Here is a 21110-nt window from a genome sequence, read left to right on the forward strand (position 1 = left end):
ACAGGTCGTTACTTCAGAACCTACACAGTGGACGCGAGCAACTGAGGACAAGCCCTCGGCCTATTAGTACCAGTCAACTCCACCCGTTACCGGGCTTCCATATCTGGCCTATCAACCCAGTCGTCTACTGGGAGCCTTAACCCCTCAAAGGGGGTGGGAGTCCTCATCTCGAAGCAGGCTTCCCGCTTAGATGCTTTCAGCGGTTATCCTTTCCGAACGTAGCCAACCAGCCATGCCCTTGGCAGGACAACTGGCACACCAGAGGTTCGTCCGTCCCGGTCCTCTCGTACTAGGGACAGCCCTTCTCAAGACTCCTACGCGCACAGCGGATAGGGACCGAACTGTCTCACGACGTTCTAAACCCAGCTCGCGTACCGCTTTAATGGGCGAACAGCCCAACCCTTGGGACCGACTCCAGCCCCAGGATGCGACGAGCCGACATCGAGGTGCCAAACCATCCCGTCGATATGGACTCTTGGGGAAGATCAGCCTGTTATCCCCGGGGTACCTTTTATCCGTTGAGCGACGGCGCTTCCACAAGCCACCGCCGGATCACTAGTCCCTACTTTCGTACCTGCTCGACCCGTCAGTCTCACAGTCAAGCTCCCTTGTGCACTTACACTCAACACCTGATTGCCAACCAGGCTGAGGGAACCTTTGGGCGCCTCCGTTACTCTTTAGGAGGCAACCGCCCCAGTTAAACTACCCACCAGACACTGTCCCTGATCCGGATCACGGACCCAGGTTAGACATCCAGCACGACCAGAGTGGTATTTCAACAATGACTCCACAACCACTGGCGTGGCCGCTTCAAAGTCTCCCACCTATCCTACACAAGCCGAACCGAACACCAATATCAAGCTATAGTAAAGGTCCCGGGGTCTTTCCGTCCTGCTGCGCGAAACGAGCATCTTTACTCGTAATGCAATTTCACCGGGCCTATGGTTGAGACAGTCGAGAAGTCGTTACGCCATTCGTGCAGGTCGGAACTTACCCGACAAGGAATTTCGCTACCTTAGGATGGTTATAGTTACCACCGCCGTTTACTGGCGCTTAAGTTCTCAGCTTCGCCAACCCGAAAGTTGACTAACCGGTCCCCTTAACGTTCCAGCACCGGGCAGGCGTCAGTCCGTATACATCGCCTTACGGCTTCGCACGGACCTGTGTTTTTAGTAAACAGTCGCTTCTCGCTGGTCTCTGCGGCCACCACCAGCTCAGAGTGCAAGACTCATCACCAGCAATGGCCCCCCTTCTCCCGAAGTTACGGGGGCATTTTGCCGAGTTCCTTAACCATAGTTCACCCGAACGCCTCGGTATTCTCTACCTGACCACCTGAGTCGGTTTAGGGTACGGGCCGCCATGAAACTCGCTAGAGGCTTTTCTCGACAGCATAGGATCATCCACTTCACCACAATCGGCTCGGCATCAGGTCTCACCCTCAAGTCATCCGGATTTGCCTAGATGACGGGCTACACCCTTACCCCGGGACAACCACCGCCCGGGCTGGACTACCTTCCTGCGTCACCCCATCGCTTACCTACTACCACCTTGGATCGGCGGCTCCACCACGTCCCTTTGTCCGAAGACTCCAGGCCGGCTTCACGGCCTTAGCATTAATGGATTCGATATTGGGCGTTTCAAAGCGGGTACCGGAATATCAACCGGTTGTCCATCGACTACGCCTGTCGGCCTCGCCTTAGGTCCCGACTTACCCTGGGCAGATCAGCTTGACCCAGGAACCCTTAGTCAATCGGCGCACACGTTTCCCACGTGTGTATCGCTACTCATGCCTGCATTCTCACTCGTGAACCGTCCACAACTCGTTTCCACGGCTGCTTCACCCGGCACACGACGCTCCCCTACCCATCACAGCCTCCGTTAGGAGTATTACTGCAATGACACGACTTCGGCGGTGTGCTTGAGCCCCGCTACATTGTCGGCGCGGAATCACTTGACCAGTGAGCTATTACGCACTCTTTCAAGGATGGCTGCTTCTAAGCCAACCTCCTGGTTGTCTCTGCGACTCCACATCCTTTCCCACTTAGCACACGCTTAGGGGCCTTAGTCGATGCTCTGGGCTGTTTCCCTCTCGACCATGGAGCTTATCCCCCACAGTCTCACTGCCGCGCTCTCACTTACCGGCATTCGGAGTTTGGCTAAGGTCAGTAACCCGGTAGGGCCCATCGCCTATCCAGTGCTCTACCTCCGGCAAGAAACACACGACGCTGCACCTAAATGCATTTCGGGGAGAACCAGCTATCACGGAGTTTGATTGGCCTTTCACCCCTAACCACAGGTCATCCCCCAGGTTTTCAACCCTGGTGGGTTCGGTCCTCCACGAAGTCTTACCTCCGCTTCAACCTGCCCATGGCTAGATCACTCCGCTTCGGGTCTTGGGCACGCTACTCAACGCCCTATTCGGACTCGCTTTCGCTACGGCTTCCCCACACGGGTTAACCTCGCAACATACCGCAAACTCGCAGGCTCATTCTTCAAAAGGCACGCAGTCACGACGCAGAGACAAGTCTCTGCGCGACGCTCCCACGGCTTGTAGGCACACGGTTTCAGGTACTATTTCACTCCGCTCCCGCGGTACTTTTCACCATTCCCTCACGGTACTATCCGCTATCGGTCACCAGGGAATATTTAGGCTTAACGGGTGGTCCCGCCAGATTCACACGGGATTTCTCGGGCCCCGTGCTACTTGGGTGGTTCTCAAGCAAGCCGTTGATGTTTCAGCTACGGGGGTCTTACCCTCTACGCCGGACCTTTCGCATGTCCTTCGCCTACACCAACGGTTTCTGACTTGCCTCACAGCCGGCAGACTGCAAAAGAGAACTCCCACAACCCCAACCACGCAACCCCTGCCGGGTATCACACGTGACTGGTTTGGCCTCATCCGGTTTCGCTCGCCACTACTCCCGGAATCACGGTTGTTTTCTCTTCCTGCGGGTACTGAGATGTTTCACTTCCCCGCGTTCCCTCCACACTGCCTATGTGTTCAGCAGCGGGTGACAGCCCATGACGACTGCCGGGTTTCCCCATTCGGACACCCCCGGATCAAAGCTCGGTTGACAGCTCCCCGGGGCCTATCGTGGCCTCCCACGTCCTTCATCGGTTCCTGGTGCCAAGGCATCCACCGTGCGCCCTTAAAAACTTGGCCACAGATGCTCGCGTCCACTGTGCAGTTCTCAAGCAACGACCAGCCACCCACCACCCCAACCCGAAGGCTGAGTTCACTGGGGCCGGCATCGCGAAGGTCCAGACTCACAGTCCGTACCCTCAGATACCCAACAGCGCGCCCGGCCCACTCCATCAATCCCCACGTTCCACGCCGAAGCAGTACTAGTGACAACCAATCAAGTGCGCCGAATAGTCAACGTTCCACCCATGAGCTAACCACCGTCGAACATTTGCCGACGTAGTGGCTCTGGATCTCTTGCGAGATCTAGATGCTCCTTAGAAAGGAGGTGATCCAGCCGCACCTTCCGGTACGGCTACCTTGTTACGACTTCGTCCCAATCGCCAGTCCCACCTTCGACGATTCCCTCCCACAAGGGGTTGGGCCACCGGCTTCGGGTGTTACCGACTTTCGTGACGTGACGGGCGGTGTGTACAAGGCCCGGGAACGTATTCACCGCAGCAATGCTGATCTGCGATTACTAGCAACTCCGACTTCATGGGGTCGAGTTGCAGACCCCAATCCGAACTGAGACCGGCTTTTTGAGATTCGCTCCACCTCGCGGTATCGCAGCTCATTGTACCGGCCATTGTAGCACGTGTGCAGCCCAAGACATAAGGGGCATGATGACTTGACGTCGTCCCCACCTTCCTCCGAGTTGACCCCGGCAGTCTCCTGTGAGTCCCCATCACCCCGAAGGGCATGCTGGCAACACAGAACAAGGGTTGCGCTCGTTGCGGGACTTAACCCAACATCTCACGACACGAGCTGACGACAGCCATGCACCACCTGTACACCGACCACAAGGGGGACCCTGTCTCCAGGGTTTTCCGGTGTATGTCAAGCCTTGGTAAGGTTCTTCGCGTTGCGTCGAATTAAGCCACATGCTCCGCTGCTTGTGCGGGCCCCCGTCAATTCCTTTGAGTTTTAGCCTTGCGGCCGTACTCCCCAGGCGGGGAACTTAATGCGTTAGCTGCGGCACGGACGACGTGGAATGTCGCCCACACCTAGTTCCCAACGTTTACGGCGTGGACTACCAGGGTATCTAATCCTGTTCGCTCCCCACGCTTTCGCTCCTCAGCGTCAGTATCGGCCCAGAGATCCGCCTTCGCCACCGGTGTTCCTCCTGATATCTGCGCATTTCACCGCTACACCAGGAATTCCGATCTCCCCTACCGAACTCTAGCCTGCCCGTATCGAATGCAGACCCGGGGTTAAGCCCCGGGCTTTCACATCCGACGTGACAAGCCGCCTACGAGCTCTTTACGCCCAATAATTCCGGACAACGCTTGCGCCCTACGTATTACCGCGGCTGCTGGCACGTAGTTAGCCGGCGCTTCTTCTGCAGGTACCGTCACTTTCGCTTCTTCCCTGCTGAAAGAGGTTTACAACCCGAAGGCCGTCATCCCTCACGCGGCGTCGCTGCATCAGGCTTTCGCCCATTGTGCAATATTCCCCACTGCTGCCTCCCGTAGGAGTCTGGGCCGTGTCTCAGTCCCAGTGTGGCCGGTCGCCCTCTCAGGCCGGCTACCCGTCGTCGCCTTGGTAGGCCATCACCCCACCAACAAGCTGATAGGCCGCGGGCTCATCCTTCACCGCCGGAGCTTTCCACCACCAGACCATGCGGTCGGTAGTCGTATCCGGTATTAGACCCCGTTTCCAGGGCTTGTCCCAGAGTGAAGGGCAGATTGCCCACGTGTTACTCACCCGTTCGCCACTAATCCCCTCCCGAAGGAGGTTCATCGTTCGACTTGCATGTGTTAAGCACGCCGCCAGCGTTCGTCCTGAGCCAGGATCAAACTCTCCGTGAATGTTTACCCGTAATCGGGTCAACACACACGAGAGCGGAACGAGTGGGCGGAATAAGCCCTCTCGTTCACAGCGTCCTCGCTGTGTGTGCCACCCCGACCGCTTGGGCCGTGGTGGGCTTTTCAAAGGAACCTCATCCTCCGGAGTGTTTCCGGTGGACGGGGTATCAACATATCTGGCGTTGACTTTTGGCACGCTGTTGAGTTCTCAAGGAACGGACGCTTCCTTTGTGCCTGTTTCACCAGGCTCTCCGGGCGCTTCCCTTCGGTCTTGCGTTTCCGACTCTATCAGATCCTTGCGGGCCCGATTTTCGCCGGTGCGTTTCCGCCTTTCGGCTTCTTCGCGTTTCCAACCGTACCAGATCCGTTTCCGTCTCTGGCCCCCTGTTGGAGCGGGGTCGGCCGCTTCGCTTTCGCTTTTCGGCCTTTCCGACTCTATCAGATCCGTTTCGGTCCGTTGCCGGTCCGAATTCGTTTCCGAATCCCCGTCGGAGGGGGTTCTGCCGGGGTGCGGCTATTCAGGCTGCCGCGCCTTTCGGCGTGATCACTACTTTAGCGGGATTCCTCGTTGACGCATAATCACGTCGCGGTCCGAATTCCGGCATGCCGAAATTGTTCCCGGCGAGGGGCCGTGCAGTAGTGGTGTGCCGCGAAGCGGCGGGATGGTCGTCGCAGAACCGTTCCGGCTCTGTGGCAACTCGGAGAACACTACGGACGGGGCAAGGCCGTGTCAACTCGCGTCAGTCAAGGTCGCTCAGACGCCCGTCGGCGTCCGGCTGGGCGTCCTCGACGCGGCGCAGCAGACGGGTCAGTACCTGGCCGAGGAGCTGGCGTTCCTCGCCGGAGAGGTCCTGGAGAAGGTCCTCCTCGAAGACCGAGGCCAGGCGCATCGCCTCGAGCCACTTCTCGCGGCCGTCGCGGGTCAGCTCGACGATGACGCGGACGCGGTTGGTCTCGTCGCGATCCCGGGTGACCAGCCCCTCGCTCGCCATGCGGTCGATGCGGTGGGTCATGGCGGCCGGCGTGAGGCCGAGGCGCTTGGCGAGTTCGCCGGGGCCCAATTGGTAGGGGGCTCCGGAGACGACGAGGGCCTTGAGGACCTCCCATTCGGCGTTGCTCAGGCCGAGCGTGGCGGTCTGTCGTCCGTAGGCGACGTTCATCCGTCGGTTGAGGCGCTGCAGTGCGGAGACGACCTGCTCCACCTGGGGGTCGAGGTCCTGGAATTCGCGCTGGTAGGCCGCGATCTGTTCCTCGAGGCTCGGCTCGGCAGCGTCGGCGGCCGCATCGGAGGGCTCAGGCATGCGGCGCAGTATGACATGGAAGTCATTGGCGTTGAAGTTCTTCGACGTGTACTCTTTAACTTCGAACTTTAGAGTTGAAGTCTTCAGGGTGAGACTGTCCGACCTCGGACCGGTCTCGCCCTGGCGTCTGTCTGGCTCCTTGGTTCTCCCCTTGTTCGTCTGACGACCTGACCTAGGTAGGTGAGTGTGACCACCGCGATGGGCGCCGCGTTGCGCCGGATCCAGCTCGGGAACGCGCTGAGTGCGTTCGGGAACGGCTTCACCGTTCCGTATCTGTACGTCTATGTGGCGAAGGTGCGGGATCTTGGTGCGAGCACGGCCGGTGTGGTGCTGGCGATGCTGGCGGTGGCCGCGCTCGTCGTCCTGCCGCTGACCGGTCGGGCGATCGACCGGCGCGGACCGCTGCCGGTGGCCATCGCCGGTACGGTCTCCGCCGCCGTCGGTGCGTTGGGGCTCGGGCTGTCCGCCACGGAGCCGCTGGTCATCGCGTCGGCCATCGCGCTCGGTGCCGGGATCGCGGTCATTCAGCCGGCGCTCGCCACGATGATCGTGTGGTGCTCGACGACGCTGACCAGGTCGCGGGCGTTCGCCACCCAGTTCTTCCTGAACAACCTGGGGCTGGGTGTCGGTGGGCTGGTCGGCGGGCTGCTCGTCGACGAGTCGCACGCATCGAGCTTTGTGCGGCTGTTCGCCATCGAGGCCGTGATGTTCCTGGTGCTCGGCGCGGCGGTGGCGACCGTACGGCTGCCGCGGGCGCCGAAGGTCGAGGACGCGGTGCCGACCGAGGAGCGGGCCAAGGGTGCCTGGCGGGCGATGTTCGCCGACCGGCGGATGGTGTGGCTGTGTGTGCTGGGGTTCGTGCTGTTCTTCGCCTGCTACGGGCAGTTCGAGTCGGGGCTGGCGGCGTATGCCACCGAGGTCACCCGGATCGCGCCGTCGAGCCTGGGCATTGCGCTCGCGGCCAATACGGCGGCGATCGTGGCGGCGCAGTTCGTGGTGCTCAAGCTGGTCGAGCGGCGGCGCCGCAGCCGGGTGATGGCGCTGGTCGGCATGATCTGGACGGTGGCGTGGCTCGCCGCCGGGCTGTCGGGGCTGGTGCACGGCGCGCAGATGGTGGCGACGATGCTGCTGATCTCGACGTACGCGTTGTTCGGTATCGGTGAGTCGCTGCTGTCGCCGACGGTGGCTCCGTTGGTGGCCGATCTGGCGCCGGCCTCGCTGATCGGTCAGTACAACTCGGCGTTCGCCCTGGTCAAACAGCTGGCGCTGGCGGTTGGTCCGGCGGTGGGAGCGCTGATGGTGGGGCACGGGATGTACGCGGCGTACATAGGGATGCTGGTGGTCTGCGCGCTGGGGATCACCGGGTTGTCGTGGTGGCTGGGGCGGATGCTGCGGCCGGACCAGGACAATCCGCACCGTGCGGTGGCGGCGGTGCCCGCGGCGCGGGTGCCGGCCGAGTCGGCCGCGGTGCCCTGCGGGACCTGAGAGAACTGAGAGAACCGCGAGCACTGAGAGACCTGACGGTCGAGCACGGCCCCGGCGCCGGTCCCATCGGACCGGGGCCGGGGCCGTTGTCGTACGGCTATCCCCGTGGCAGCGCGAATTCGCACCAGACGGCCTTGCCGCCGCCCGGGGTGCGGCGGGAGCCCCAGGACGAGGCGATGGTGGCGACGATGGAGATGCCCCGGCCGGCCTCGTCGGCGGGCTCGGCACGGCGGCGGCGCGGGAGGTGGTCGTCGCCGTCGGTGACCTCGACGATCAGACGGCGGTCCGTACGGCGCAGGCGCAGGCGCATCGGCGGGGTGCCGTGCTGGAGGGAGTTGGCGACCAGTTCGCTGGCCGCCAGGACGCCGAGGTCGTGCAGCTCGGGCGAGAAGCGCCAGGAGGCGAGGACGCCGGAGGCGAAGGCGCGGGCGCGCGGGGCCGCTTCGGTGCCGCCGTGGAGTTCGAGGGCGGCGTTGTGGAACAGCTCGGCGTCATGGCCGGTGCGGGCGGGGTGCTGGAGGACGAGGATGGCGACGTCGTCGTCGTGGGTGGCCGTGATGCCCAGGGAACGCAACAGGCGGTCGCAGACGATGTCGGGGGCGCCGGCCGCACCGGCGAAGGCGCGCTCCAGGGCCTCGACACCGTGGTCGATGTCCTTGTCGCGGCGCTCGACGAGGCCGTCCGTGTAGAGGACGGCGCTGCTGCCGGGACCCAGCGGGACGGACCCCGAGGTGTGCAGCCAGCCGCCGGTCCCCAGGGGCGGGCCGGTCGGTTCGGCGGCGCGGTGGACCGTGCCGTCGGGGTCGCGGACGAGGATGGGCAGATGGCCGGCCGAGGCGTAGACCAGGCGGCCCTCGTTCGGGTCGTGGACGGCGTAGACGCAGGTGGCGATCTGGCTGGCGTCGATCTCGGCGGCCAGGCCGTCCAGGAGCTGCAGGACCTCGTGGGGCGGGAGGTCGAGGCGGGCGTAGGCGCGGACCGCGGTGCGCAGCTGGCCCATGACGGCGGCGGCGCGCACCCCGCGGCCCATGACATCGCCGATGACCAGGGCCGTGCGGCCGGCGCCGAGGGTGATGACGTCGTACCAGTCGCCGCCGACCGCGGCGTCCGTGCCGCCGGGCTGGTAGGTGGCGGCGACGCAGAGGTCGTCGGGCTGCTCCAGTTCCTGGGGCAGGAGGGAGCGCTGGAGGGTGACCGCGGCCTCGCGCTGGCGCGCTTCGCTGGCCCGCAGCCGCTCGGCGGACTCGATCTGGTCGGTGACCTCGGCGCCGAAGACCAGGACGCCCTTGTGCGGGGCGACGCAGGCGACCTCGGGGTCGGGGGCCGGGCCGCTCGCCGCGACCTCGATCGGGGTGCAGGTGAAGGTGTAGTAGCCGTCGCGGGTGCGGTCGCCGCCGGCGCCGCCGGGGACCTTGCGGGACTTGACCGTACGTGGTTTGCCGCTGCGCAGGACCTGGTCCATCAGGGGGAGCAGGCCGAGTGCGTCGAGCTCGGGGAGGGCTTCGCGGGCGGTGTGGCCGGCCGGGCGCGGGCCGAAGACGGAGGCGTAGGCGCCGTTGACGTAGGCGAGGCGGTGCTCGGGGCCGTAGACGACGGCGACCAGGGCGGGGATGGTGCCCAGGATGTCGTGGACGGAGAGGGCGTCGACGGTGGGCGGCAGGGTCGCGGGGGTGCGGTCCTGGGCGGGGGCCGGGTCGGTGTGCTCGGCGCGGGCCGCGGGGACGGAGCCGGTGGTGGCGGCCGTCGGGGCGGACGGGACGCCGTCCGCCACCGCGGGCACGTCGGACGGCGCCGGGGCCGCGGTGGGCGGGACGGCCGGCGTGCCGGGTGCGGGGCGGGGTGCGGCGCGGTCGGACCGCGCGGCGGCGCGCCGCTGTGTGCCGGGGAGTTTGGCGCTCCAGCGCGTGAAGATCACGGAGGGGTACCTCTTACTTCGCGTCGTCGCGCGGGATCGGGCCGTCGGCATGGCGGGATCTCCCGGCCGGGGGCCGGGGGACGGTCGGCTGGGGACACTCTCGGCGCCCCTTTGCGGAATGCAGCAAACGTCCAGAATCCTCGTGATTGTCACTCTTTGCAGATACGAGCCCACCCATGGTCACACGTCCAGTGTGGCCGACCGGACGGACATCCGTCAGACGCCGGGGTGCCGCTGTGGAGTTCCGCGCTCCGGAACATCCGGCCGTCCCAGGGCTGACGGCACCTCAACACTCGTGGGGGTACGGCGCGTCAACTGGCTTCGTTGTGCCGTCCGGTTCCCGCGGCGAGTTCGAACTCGGCGCGCGGGTTCTCCAGCGAGCCGAGCGAGACGATCTCGCGTTTGAACAGGCCGGCGAGGGTCCATTCGGCGAGCACCCGCGCCTTGCGGTTGAAGGTCGGCACCCGGCTGAGGTGGTAGGCGCGGTGCATGAACCACGCCGGGTAGCCCTTCAGCTTGCGCCCGTAGACATGCGCGACGCCCTTGTGCAGGCCGAGCGAGGCCACCGAACCGGCGTATGTGTGCGCGTAGTCCACGATCGGGCCGCCGCGCACCGCCGCCGCGATGTTCTCGGCGAGGACCTTGGACTGGCGGACGGCGTGCTGGGCATTGGGGGCGCACAGGACGCGGGGCGCGTCGGACCCGGCGGGCGGCTCGGCCGTCAGGTCGGGGACCGCGGCCGCGTCCCCGGCGGACCAGGCGTGTTCGACACCGTCCACCTGGAGCGCGGGGGTGCACTTGAGGCGGCCGTGGCCGTTCAGCGGCAGTTTGGTTTTGGCCAGGATGGGATGCGGTTTGACGCCCGCGGTCCACACCAGGGTCCGGGTCGGGAAGCGGGAGCCGTCGCTGAGCTGGGCGACATGCTTCTCACAGGACTCCAGCCGGGTCTCCAGCCGTACGTCGATATTGCGGGCCCGCAGCTCCCGTACGGCGTAGCCGCCCATGTCCGGGCCCACTTCGGGCAGGATCCGGTTCGTGGCCTCGACCAGGATCCACTTCATGTCCTCGGGCTTGATGTTGTGGTAGTAGCGGACGGCGTAGCGGGCCATGTCCTCCAGTTCGGCCAGTGCCTCCACGCCCGCGTAGCCGCCGCCGACGAAGACGAAGGTCAGCGCGGCGTCGCGGATCGCGGGATCGCGGGTGGAGGAGGCGATGTCGAGCTGTCCGAGGACGTGGTTGCGCAGTCCGATGGCCTCCTCGACCGTCTTGAAGCCGATGCCGACGTCGGCCAGACCCGGGACGGGCAGGGTGCGCGAGACCGAGCCCGGGGCGAGGACCAGTTCGTCGTACGCCACCTCCATGGCGCCGTTGCCGGTCTCCTCCGCGGCCAGGGTGGTGAGGGTCGCCCTGCGGGCGTCGTGGTCGATGTCGGTGACCTCGCCGATGACGACCTTGCACTGCGGCAGCACCCGGCGCAGCGGTACGACGACATGGCGCGGGGAGATCGAGCCGGCCGCGGCCTCGGGCAGGAACGGCTGGTACGTCATGTACGGCTCGGGGTCGACCACGATGACCTCGACGGTGCCCTGCCGGAGTTCCTGCTTGAGCTTCCGTTGCAATCGCAGGGCGGTATACATCCCCACGTAGCCACCGCCGACAACGAGAATGCGCGTCACGTCTTTCGAAGACACAGTCTTCACAGAGGTTCTCCTCGCGGTGTCGACCAGGCCCGGGGCGGCACCGATCCGAAAGCCGGCCGGCCGCGCGGCCCGCTTCGGGAGCTGCACCCCCGGGAAAGCACAGCACTGTTCCATGACGCACCCCCGGAGCGCCTTTGTCCACAGCCCCGTCGAAATGTATGACCGGGCGCGGCCCTGGGGACGGAACGACGCATTCCGGCTGTCCGGGGCGAGGTGCGCTGGTCAGGGGGCGGGTGGCGAAGGAAGAGCGGGGGCGTAATCGGGGCGGATCAGACGCCTTGGGCCGATCGGGGGGCGCATTGTGCGGAACGCCCCCTTCATTCTTGACCCGAGCTCAACTATGTTCGTATCTCGTTGGGGTGCACCCTCTCGTCGGTACGCCCTGACTGTCAGGGCGGGGAGTCTCCGGGGGGAGACGTCATTACCGGGGGATCACTATGCACATTCAGGGCTCTCAATGGCCGACCACTGTCGCTGTGGCACATGCCCACGACGGCGCCGGGAGCAGTAGCGAGAACAGCAGACCCCACAGCAACGGCACCGCGGTGACCAACGGTGCCGGTACGGGGACGGGCGGCCGCAGCACACCACTGCGGGTGGACGCCCAGCGCAATCTGGAGCACGTACTGCGCGCCGCACGCGAGGTGTTCGGCGAGCTGGGGTACGGCGCGCCCATGGAGGACGTGGCGCGGCGGGCCCGCGTCGGGGTCGGCACGGTCTACCGCCGGTTCCCGAGCAAGGACGTACTGGTCCGCCGGATAGCCGAGGAGGAGACCTCACGGCTGACGGACCAGGCGCGTACGGCACTGGGCCAGGAGGACGACCCGTGGTCGGCGCTGTCCCGCTTTCTGCGGACGTCGGTCGCCTCGGGTGCCGGACGGCTGCTGCCGCCGGGCATCCTGCGGGTGAACGCGGACGCCGACCGGTCCGCGGGGCCGACGGCGGACGGCGCGGAAGGGCCGCGGGTGCCGGACGGCCTGAGCGAGGCACGGGTGCCGCAGCAGCGCACGGCACCCGCCGCGGACGGGGCGGCCGCCGATTTCCGGCCGGCCGAACGGCGCGACACCCAGGAGGCCGCGCCGGCCTCCGCCGAGGAGGCGACCGGAGCCGACGCGCTGCTGGACGTCGTGGGGCGGCTCGTGGAGCGCGCCAAGACGGCCGGTGAGCTGCGCGCCGATGTGACGGTCTCGGACATCCTTTTAGTGATCGCCACGGGAGCGCCCACGCTGCCCGATCCCGGTCAGCAGCAGGCCGCGTCCGCGCGGCTGCTGGAAATTCTGCTGGAGGGGCTGCGCTCGCGCCCGGCCCGGTGAGGTCCGGCGGCCGGCTCCGTCCGGGTGGACCCGAGCGCCGGGTCCACGGGGCGGGGCCGGGCCGCGGGACGGTGCCGTCCGTGGACCGGGGAGCACCCTGTCCGCGTGCCGGGGAGCGCGTCCGGATGTCGCACACAACACGGCCCGTACGAGGGCCGCGCACGGTGTGGGCCGTCTGTGCAGCATGGCCCGTACGGGTGAACGCCCGTGCGGTCGTCCGCGTGTGCACCCCGGATGAGTGGATGGCCGTCAGGACCCTCAACCGCCGGGGCCCGGTGTGGCACGCTTGCGCGGTATTCCGTTGGGACAGCGGCTTCGGGAGCCTCGGCGATGGGTGTTGACGGGCGGGACGAGCGGCGCGACGGTGCGGCCGGGGCGGGCGAGCACGAGGGGGCGCGGTCCGGGCAGGTCCCCGGCCAGAGCGGGCCGTTGGGGGCGACTCCCCCGGCCGGCGGGCCAAAGGGGCCGCACGATCGCGCCGATGTCCCGGAGGGCGCGGGGCACAGTGTGCCGCCGCAGCGGGAGCCCTCCCGCGGCGCGGGCCCGGCCGCCGGCCCCGAGGACGGTGAACTCCCGCCGTCCGACGCCCAGTTGCTCTCCGATCTGCGGGCCGGCGACGACAGTGCGTACGAGGAGATGTACCGCAGGCACGCCGCGGCGGTCCGGCGCTACGCACGGAGCTGCTGCCGGGACGTGCACACCGCGGAGGATCTGACCGGCGAGGTCTTCGCCCGCACGCTTCAGGCGGTGCGCGGCGGGGCGGGCCCGGAATCCGCGGTGCGTGCCTATCTGCTGACGACCGTCCGCCGGGTGGCCGCCTCCTGGGCGCAGACCGCGCGGCGGGAGCAACTGGTCGAGGACTTCGCGGTGTTCGCGGTGGCCTCGGCCGATGTGCCGGTCGACGACGCCACCCTGGACCTGGGCGCGGATGTGCGCGCCATGCAGGAGGCCGAGCGGTCGATGGCCGTGCGGGCGTTCCGCAGTCTGCCGGAGCGGTATCAGACGGTGCTGTGGCACACCACGGTCGAGGACGAGTTGCCGAGCGAGGTCGCCCCGCTGCTCGGGCTGACCGCGAACGCCACCGCCGTATTGGCGCACCGCGCCCGCGAGGGCCTCAAGCAGGCGTATCTGCAGGCCCATGTCAGCCAGTCGCTGACCGCCGGCGGCGACTGCGCCCGGTACGCCGACCGGCTCGGCGCCTATGCCCGCGGCGGGCTGCGGATGCGGGCCGAACGGGGGCTGCGCAAGCACCTGGACGCCTGCCCCCGGTGCCGGCTGGCCGCGCTGGAGGTCGCGGACGTCAATCAGCGGATCGGTGCGCTGCTGCCGGTCGCGTTCCTCGGCTGGCTCGCCGCCGGGTACGCCGTCAAGACCGCGGTGGCGGGCGCGGCGGGAGTGGCGGCCGGTGCGGCCGCGGCTGCCGGGAGCGGCGGGTCCGGGGCGACGGGAGGTGCCGGTGGTGCCGCCGTGGGCAAGGGGCTGGGCGGCACGGTCAAGGCCGGGATCGGGATCGGGGCGGCGGTGGTGGCGGGCGCGGCGCTCTCGCTGGCGCTGACCGCCTCCCCGGAGCCGGCGCCGGAAGCGCGGGCGCAGTCCCCGCGGCCGGCCCCGTCCGCACCGCAGCAGCCGGCGCCCGGAGCGTCGCATCCCTCACTGCCGCCGGCGGGCGGCGCCGCCCCCGCCCCGACGCGCAAGCCCGACCCGACACACAAGCCGGACCCGGAGCACAAGCCGGGCACCGCGCCGAAGCCCACGCCGACGGCGGCCCCGCAGGAGCCGACGCCCGCCCCGAAGCCGCCCTCGACCCCGGCGCCGCCCCACCGGCCCACACCGTCCGAGCCGACACCGCCCCGGCCCACGCCACCCGAGCCCACCCCGACACCGCCGCTGCCCGCCCCGACCTCGTACCGGGTCAATGCGCTCGCCCACGACTTCATGGGGGACGGCAGCAGGCCGGAGGTCCGCACCCTGGGGAGCAGCTGGCTGTGGCAGCGGCAGGCACCGCAGATCGCCGGTACGAGGTATGCGCACGGGGTGAGCGTGCATGCGCGGTCGTCGGTGACCATCGACCTCAACCGCCGGTGCACCGCCTTTGACGCCGTGGCGGGCGTCGATGACGTCAGTCCGGGACCGGGCGCGCTGCGGTTCTCCGTCTACGCGGACGGTGTGCCGCTGTGGCGGTCGCCGATGGTGCGCGGCGGGGAGCCGGCCGTACCCCTGCACGTCCCGCTGGCGGGCCGGAAGACCCTGCGGCTGGTGACCGATCCGGCGACGCCCTTCGGTGCGGCGGCCCTGGCGGACTGGGCCCAGTCGACGATCACCTGTCGCTGAGGCGCCAACGGCCTCTGGATCACCTGTGGCGGAGGCGTCAACGGCCTCTGGGGCATTTACCGCTGAGGTGCCAACGGCCTCCGGGGCACCTACCGCTGAGGCGTCAACGGCCCCTGTTTTCCTGCCCGCTCAGGGTGGCCGCGCCACACGGCAGGGTGCGAGGTCCCGGCGGTGCGTCTCCGGCCTGCTGAGCTTCACGTCCAAAGGCCCGGCTCACCCCAGACGCGCCCGGGGGACCACTCCCCCCGCGACCGCCTTCTGACGCGGCGCCCCGGCCCCCGTCCAGCACGACCCCCGCCGCGCCACCAGCCGCCGCAACCACACTTCCGTGGAGACGAGTTCGGCCAGCCCGTCCAGCGGCAGTGCCGCGCCCTCGGCCGCCGAGCGCAGTGCCTTGCGGACCACCCTCGCCTCCACCAGCCCCGCATCGGCCAGCAGCGGGGTGTCGAAGAGCCGTACCAGGTCACCGATGGCACCGCGCAGCCCGGCGCGTACCGAAGCCGCGTGGGTGAGCTGCGAGGTGGCGCCCCATCCGGGCGGCAGATCCCGGACCCCGGCCCCGGCCAGTACGGAGCGCAGCACCGCGGCCCGTGCCCCGGGCTGCACCCGCAGGGTGTCCGGCAGGGCGCGGCAGGCGAGCACCACCTGGTTGTCGAGGAACGGGGCGTGCAGCCGCTGGTTGCGGACCTCGGCGGCCTGCTCGAAGACGCGGTGGTCGGCGGCCTGACGGGCCAGTGCGGCACGGGCGCGCCGCTCGCCGGGGCGGCCCACGGCGGGCGAGCGGTGCACCGCGTCGCTGAGCCGAACCGATACTTCAGCCAGTGCCTCCCCCGTGAGCCAGCGCGCCGCGGGTCCCGGCCGGCACCAGGCGAGCGCGGCCAGTGAGGCGTCCACGGCCCCGCCGGCCACCGGCTCGTCGGCGAACTGCCGCTCCAGGAGGCGGCGCGCCGTATCGGCGATCCCTGCCGAGTAGGGCATACGGGCGAGCCTGCGGGCCGCGCGGTAGACGGTGAAGGGCACGAGGACGGACTGCGCGGAGGCGCCGTCCGCCTTGGCCAGCGCGGTGACCGGGCGCAGCAGATGGCGTCGGCGGCGGTCCATGAGGAGGTCGGCGAGCCGCGCCGGGTGGGCGTCGAGGACCTGGCGGGCGCCGTGCCCGACGAAGTGGTCCGCGCTGCCGGCCAGCAGTCGTCGGCGGTGGCGGCCCGCGGTGGTGAGGGAGGGGCCGGGCTCGTCCGTGAGCGGGCCGCTTTCCAGGTCCGCATACGGGAGGGCCTCTTCGCCGGCCGCGACGACGACGTGGTGCAGCCGCGGGTTGTCGGCGATGGTGCGGGCGCGCTCCAACTCGGCGTCGTGGGAGGCCTGTCCGCCATGGGTGGCACGGTCGTTGAAGGTGACGGCCAGGAGGCGTTCGCCGTGGCCGTTGAGCCTTCCTGGCCGGCCGGGAAGACCGGCGGCCAGCAGGGCGAGAGTTCCGGAAGCGCTGCCTCCGGAGAGGTCGGCGCCGACACCGGGAGCCGGTGCGCCGCGCGCCGCGCGCCGCTCGGCGGGTCCCATACCGGGCACCGGGCCGGGGTCGAGGCCGTCGAGCCCCTCCGGATCGGGGGCGTGCCGGATCCCGGCCAGCCGCGCACGGACGGCTTCGACCAGGGCGTCGCGGACGCCGTCCACGGCTTGTTCCGGTGCGAGTTGGGGCGCGGCGACGGCGAGCGAGGCGGTCGGCTCGAAGGAGGTGATGTCGCCGGCGCCCCCGCGCAGCACCAGGGCGTGGCCGGGCGGGATCCGGTGGACGCCTTCGTACGGTGTGCCGGCGCCGAGCGCCTCGGGGAGGTCCGGGCAGGCCAGCAGCGCGGCAAGGTGACCGATGTCGAGACCGGCTTCGACGAGGTCGGCGAGCGGGAGGGCGGCGGTGGCGTAGGCGGTGCCGCCGGCCCACGGGGTGTGGAAGACGGGGCGGGCGCCGGCCAGGTCGCCGGTGACGGTGATCCGCCGTCCTACCTGGACGACGGCGGTGTAGCTGCCGGGCCAGGCCGTGAGATGTCGCAGTGCGCCCCCGCGCGCCGCGAACAGGCCCACCTTCAGCTGGTCGTCGGTGGCTCCGCAGACGCCGAAGACCGCGAGCCGGGTCTCGGGGTCGGCCTGGACGACACGTACCTCGTCCGGCCGCCAGTCGCCGACCGCCCAGAGGGGGTCCGGGCCGCCCCAGAGGAGCTGGGCGCCCACGGGGAGGACCGTGTGGCGCTCGTCGCCGGCCGCCGGCCCCGTGGCGGCACTGCTCCACCCCACCAACCAGCGCATCGCCGCCTCCACCCGATTCCCCGTGCGCCGGGGCCAACGGCCGCCCGGTACAGCGGATCGCCCGGCCCCGACCGAGCTGTTGTGCGGACCATGCTGCCATGACAGCGGCGCGGGAGAGGTGCTGGAGCGGGCCTGTATACGGGCAGTTCGCGGGGCGGGCGGCCACCCGGGACCGCCGGCGGGCCCACAGGGCCTCACGCGCTCACCGTGCGACGGGCCGTGAGCGGCGGAGCGGACGCGGCGGGGTTGCCGGCGGGACGGCCGCGCGAGCCGGCCCTGCGGCACACCTCATGCCGGGCGCGTGCACTCCGCCGCATGGACCCCGGAAGGCCCCCCGTGTGGCCCCCGAGGCAGCTGGGCGGGTGCGGCGGCGCGAAATCATCACCCGTCGATTTTCGGCCAAAGTCCGTTCCAGATAGCCCAGTTGACGCCATCAGGCGTGGTGTCAACCGGCGACTCGACCGGCCGGCGTCCGGTCGGCGTCCGGTCCGTGCGACGGTCCGGGAGGCGGGCTGCGCCCCCCGGACCGGACCGTCACCCGCGGGGAAATGAGGTGACGGTATCCCCCAGCCCACTGGATCCAGTGCAGCGGGCCGACCCACGCAGAAGACATGCAAGCGCTCCCGAAAGCGGGCGGCCAGCGCGCACGGACGGGCGCACGGGCACACGTACCCGGAGCACATGCCAATTCCCGCACCCCTGTTTGAACATGAATCTCGCCATCCGGGACACCGACTCTTAACGGTCGGGATCCGGCGAACTACTCTGGGTGGACGCATGCCCCGGGGTACCGGGGCGGCCGTCGCTGTGTCGAGGGGTGCGCATGTCCAGGGATATACGCGGGCCGAACGAAAAGCTTGGCACCGTTCTCGCCCTCGCGGGTATCAGCAATGCCGGACTGGCGCGCCGGGTCAACGACCTCGGTGCGCAGCGCGGCCTGACGCTTCGTTATGACAAGACGTCGGTGGCGCGGTGGGTCTCCAAGGGCATGGTGCCCCAAGGCGCCGCGCCCCATCTGATCGCGTCCGCGATCGGCAGCAAGCTGGGCCGTCCGGTCCCGCTGCACGAGATCGGGCTGGCCGACGCGGACCCGGCACCCGAGGTCGGCCTGGCATTTCCCCGCGATGTGGGCGCAGCGGTGCGTTCCGCGACCGAGCTGTACCGTCTCGATCTGGCCGGACGGCGGGCCGGCGGGGGCGGCATCTGGCAGAGCCTGGCCGGATCCTTCGCCGTCAGCGCGTACGCCACCCCCGCCTCGCGCTGGCTGATATCCCCGGCCGACAGTTCGGTGGCACGGGAGGCGGCCGAGGCCCGGGACAAGGACGCCGCGGCGGCCGGCGACGCCGGTATCCCGCAGCACGTCGGACACAGCGATGTCAGCAAGCTCCGTGAGGCGGCCGAGGACGCGCGCCGCTGGGACTCCAAGTACGGTGGCGGGGACTGGCGTTCCTCGATGGTGCCGGAGTGCCTCCGGGTGGACGCGGCGCCGTTGCTTCTCGCCTCGTACAGCGACGAAGTGGGCCGTGCGTTGTTCGGGGCGACCTCCGAACTCACCCGGCTCGCGGGGTGGATGGCCTTCGACACGGGCCAGCAGGAGGCCGCGCAGCGGTACTACATCCAGGCACTGCGGCTCGCCCGCGCGGCCGCCGACGTCCCGTTGGGCGGCTATGTCCTGGCCTCGATGTCCCTCCAGGCGACCTACCGCGGCTTCGCCGACGAGGGTGTCGACCTCGCCCAGGCCGCCCTGGAACGCAACCGCGGACTGGCCACCGCCCGGACCATGAGCTTCTTCCGCCTGGTCGAGGCGCGGGCGCAGGCCAAGGCCGGCGAGGCGCGCGCCTGTGAGGTGGCGCTGAAGGCCTCCGAGGGCTGGCTGGAGCGCTCCCGCGGCGGCGACCCCGACCCCTCGTGGCTGGACTTCTACTCGTACGAACGCTTCGCGGCCGACGCCGCCGAGTGCTACCGCGATCTGCGGCTGCCCCGCCAGGTCCGCCGCTTCACCGAGCAGGCGCTGTCCCGGCCCACCGAGGAATTCGTCCGCTCGCACGGTCTGCGCCTGGTCGTGTCCGCGGTCGCCGAACTGGAGTCCGGCAATCTGGACGCGGCCTGCGCGGCGGGCACCCGCGCGGTCGAGGTGGCCGGGCGGATCTCCTCCGCCCGCACCACCGAGTACGTCCGCGATCTGCTGCACCGCCTGGAGCCGTACGGTGACGAGCCCCGGGTGGTCGAGCTGCGGGAGCGGGCGAGACCGCTGCTGGCGGCGCCCGCTTAGCGGCGGGCCGGACCGGACCGAGCCGTCCTCCCGGCCAAGCGATCCGCGTACGGCCCGGCCGGGAGCGAGCGTCCCGGAGCCCGTCCGATCGGCATTGTCAGTGCCGGCCGTCATGATGGGATACGTCGTCGGCGATGATGCGCAGGTCCATGGCGACGGGTCGGCCTGCGGTCATGCGGTTGGGGAGGTGCAGTGGCGGCGTACGACTGCGAGGTGCTGGTGATCGGTGCCGGCATCGTCGGACTCTCTACGGCGTACGCGATCACGCGTGCCGCGCCCGGCACGCGTGTCGTGGTGCTGGAGAAGGAGCCCGGTCCGGCCCTCCATCAGACCGGGCGCAACAGCGGTGTGATCCACAGCGGCATCTATTACCCGCCCGGTTCGCTCAAGGCCCGCTACGCCCTCCAGGGCTCGGCGGAGATGGTGAAGTTCTGCACCGAACACGCCATCCCCCATGAGGTCACCGGCAAGCTGATCGTCGCCACCGACCGCAGCGAGCTGCCGCGGCTGCACGGGCTCATCCAGCGCGGCCGCGAGCACGGCCTGCCGGTGCGCGAGCTGGGCCCCGCCCAGATAGCCGAGTACGAACCCGAGGTGCGCGGCCTGGCCGCCATCCATGTCGGCACGACCGGCGTCTGCGATTTCGGCGCGGTCGCCCGCCGTTTCGCCCGCCTCGCCGAGGACGCCGGTGCCCGGATCCGGTACGGCTCCGAGGTGACGGCCATCGGCCGCCGCCCCGGCCGGGTGGCGGTCCGTACCGCCGACGGCACGGTCCACCGCGCCCGCGCCCTGGTCAACTGCGCCGGTCTGCACTGCGACCGGATCGCCCGGCTGGCCGGAGACGCCCCGGGCATGCGGATCGTCCCGTTCCGCGGTGAGTACTTCACCCTCGCCCCGGACCGCGCCTCCCTGGTCCACGGGCTGGTCTACCCGGTCCCCGACCCGGCCTTCCCCTTCCTCGGCGTGCATCTGACCCGCGGCATCGACGGCGCCGTGCACATCGGCCCGAACGCCGTCCCCGCCCTGGCCCGCGAGGGCTACGACTGGCGCACCCTGCACCCCGCCGAGCTGGCCGGCACCCTCGCCTACCCCGGCTCCTGGCGGATAGCCCGCCGCCACTGGCGCTACGGCGCCGGTGAGCTGCACCGGTCGCTGTCCCGGCTCGCCTTCACCGACGCGGTCCGCCGCCTGCTCCCGGCCGCCCGCGAGGAGGACCTGGTCCCGTCCCCGGCCGGCGTCCGCGCCCAGGCCGTCCTCCCCGACGGCACCCTCGTCGACGACTTCCTCTTCGCCGAGTCCCCCGGCATGGTCCACGTCCTCAACGCCCCGTCACCGGCCGCCACGGCCTCACTGCCCATCGGGCGGGAGGTGGCGCGGAGGGTGCTGGGGGTGGTGGGACGGAGCCGCGCATGACCAAGCGCCTCTCGGCCCATCCCCTCGTAAATGCCTCTCGGCCCCTCCTCCCGTAAGAGGCGGGGCCGAGAGGCGACGGGTCCGTGGCGGCGA

9 protein-coding genes and 2 rRNA genes are annotated in these 21110 nt (G+C 69.2%); 5 read left to right on the forward strand and 6 right to left on the reverse strand.

Annotated elements, in window-relative coordinates; genetic code table 11:
• Positions 1-43 precede the first annotated feature (43 nt).
• The 3 genes from NUT86_RS19350 to NUT86_RS19360 form a co-directional block, all read right to left on the reverse strand.
• A 23S ribosomal RNA gene (locus NUT86_RS19350) occupies positions 44-3163 on the reverse strand.
• A gap of 300 nt (positions 3164-3463) precedes the next feature.
• Positions 3464-4992: ribosomal RNA gene (locus NUT86_RS19355) — 16S ribosomal RNA — on the reverse strand.
• The 16S and 23S rRNA genes sit together here, the layout of an rRNA operon.
• A gap of 737 nt (positions 4993-5729) precedes the next feature.
• Positions 5730-6290, reverse strand: coding sequence for a MarR family winged helix-turn-helix transcriptional regulator (locus tag NUT86_RS19360; protein ID WP_018092694.1), 561 nt, complete (start codon positions 6288-6290; stop codon positions 5730-5732).
• A 186-nt stretch (positions 6291-6476) separates the two neighbouring features.
• Between NUT86_RS19360 and NUT86_RS19365 the strand changes: the two genes are divergently transcribed.
• Positions 6477-7775, forward strand: coding sequence for an MFS transporter (locus NUT86_RS19365; protein ID WP_093646935.1), 1299 nt, complete (start codon positions 6477-6479; stop codon positions 7773-7775).
• Positions 7776-7872: 97 nt separating this feature from the next.
• Here the strand turns inward: NUT86_RS19365 and NUT86_RS19370 are convergent, their stop codons facing one another.
• Both NUT86_RS19370 and NUT86_RS19375 read right to left on the reverse strand, forming a co-directional pair.
• On the reverse strand, positions 7873-9690 hold the full coding sequence (locus NUT86_RS19370) for an ATP-binding SpoIIE family protein phosphatase (protein ID WP_274736673.1): 1818 nt from the start codon (positions 9688-9690) through the stop codon (positions 7873-7875).
• 311 nt (positions 9691-10001) lie between these two features.
• Positions 10002-11381, reverse strand: a complete 1380-nt coding sequence (locus tag NUT86_RS19375; RefSeq protein WP_274740549.1) for an NAD(P)/FAD-dependent oxidoreductase — start codon at positions 11379-11381, stop codon at positions 10002-10004.
• A gap of 446 nt (positions 11382-11827) precedes the next feature.
• Here NUT86_RS19375 and NUT86_RS19380 point away from each other — a divergent pair, with 446 nt between their 5' ends.
• Complete coding sequence (locus NUT86_RS19380; RefSeq protein ID WP_159487649.1) at positions 11828-12703, forward strand: TetR/AcrR family transcriptional regulator; 876 nt, start codon at positions 11828-11830, stop codon at positions 12701-12703.
• 330 nt (positions 12704-13033) lie between these two features.
• The gene (locus tag NUT86_RS19385; protein WP_274736674.1) at positions 13034-15034 is read left to right on the forward strand and encodes a sigma-70 family RNA polymerase sigma factor; all 2001 of its coding nucleotides are present in this window, start codon (positions 13034-13036) and stop codon (positions 15032-15034) included.
• 213 nt (positions 15035-15247) lie between these two features.
• On the opposite strand, the gene NUT86_RS19390 is transcribed toward NUT86_RS19385, so the two are convergent.
• Complete coding sequence (locus tag NUT86_RS19390; RefSeq protein WP_266438066.1) at positions 15248-17332, reverse strand: asparagine synthase-related protein; 2085 nt, start codon at positions 17330-17332, stop codon at positions 15248-15250.
• Positions 17333-18155: 823 nt separating this feature from the next.
• Between NUT86_RS19390 and NUT86_RS19395 the strand changes: the two genes are divergently transcribed.
• Both NUT86_RS19395 and lhgO read left to right on the forward strand, forming a co-directional pair.
• Positions 18156-19604 (forward strand): hypothetical protein, encoded by a 1449-nt coding sequence (locus NUT86_RS19395; RefSeq protein ID WP_018092687.1) that lies wholly within the window; start codon positions 18156-18158, stop codon positions 19602-19604.
• Positions 19605-19796: 192 nt separating this feature from the next.
• Entirely contained in the window at positions 19797-21017 is a 1221-nt protein-coding gene (gene lhgO / locus NUT86_RS19400; protein ID WP_274736675.1) for an L-2-hydroxyglutarate oxidase, read from the forward strand.
• The last annotated feature ends 93 nt before the right edge of the window (positions 21018-21110 follow it).

It is taken from the genome of Streptomyces sp. G7(2002) (assembly GCF_028870195.1).
Lineage (GTDB): Bacteria > Actinomycetota > Actinomycetes > Streptomycetales > Streptomycetaceae > Streptomyces > Streptomyces nigrescens.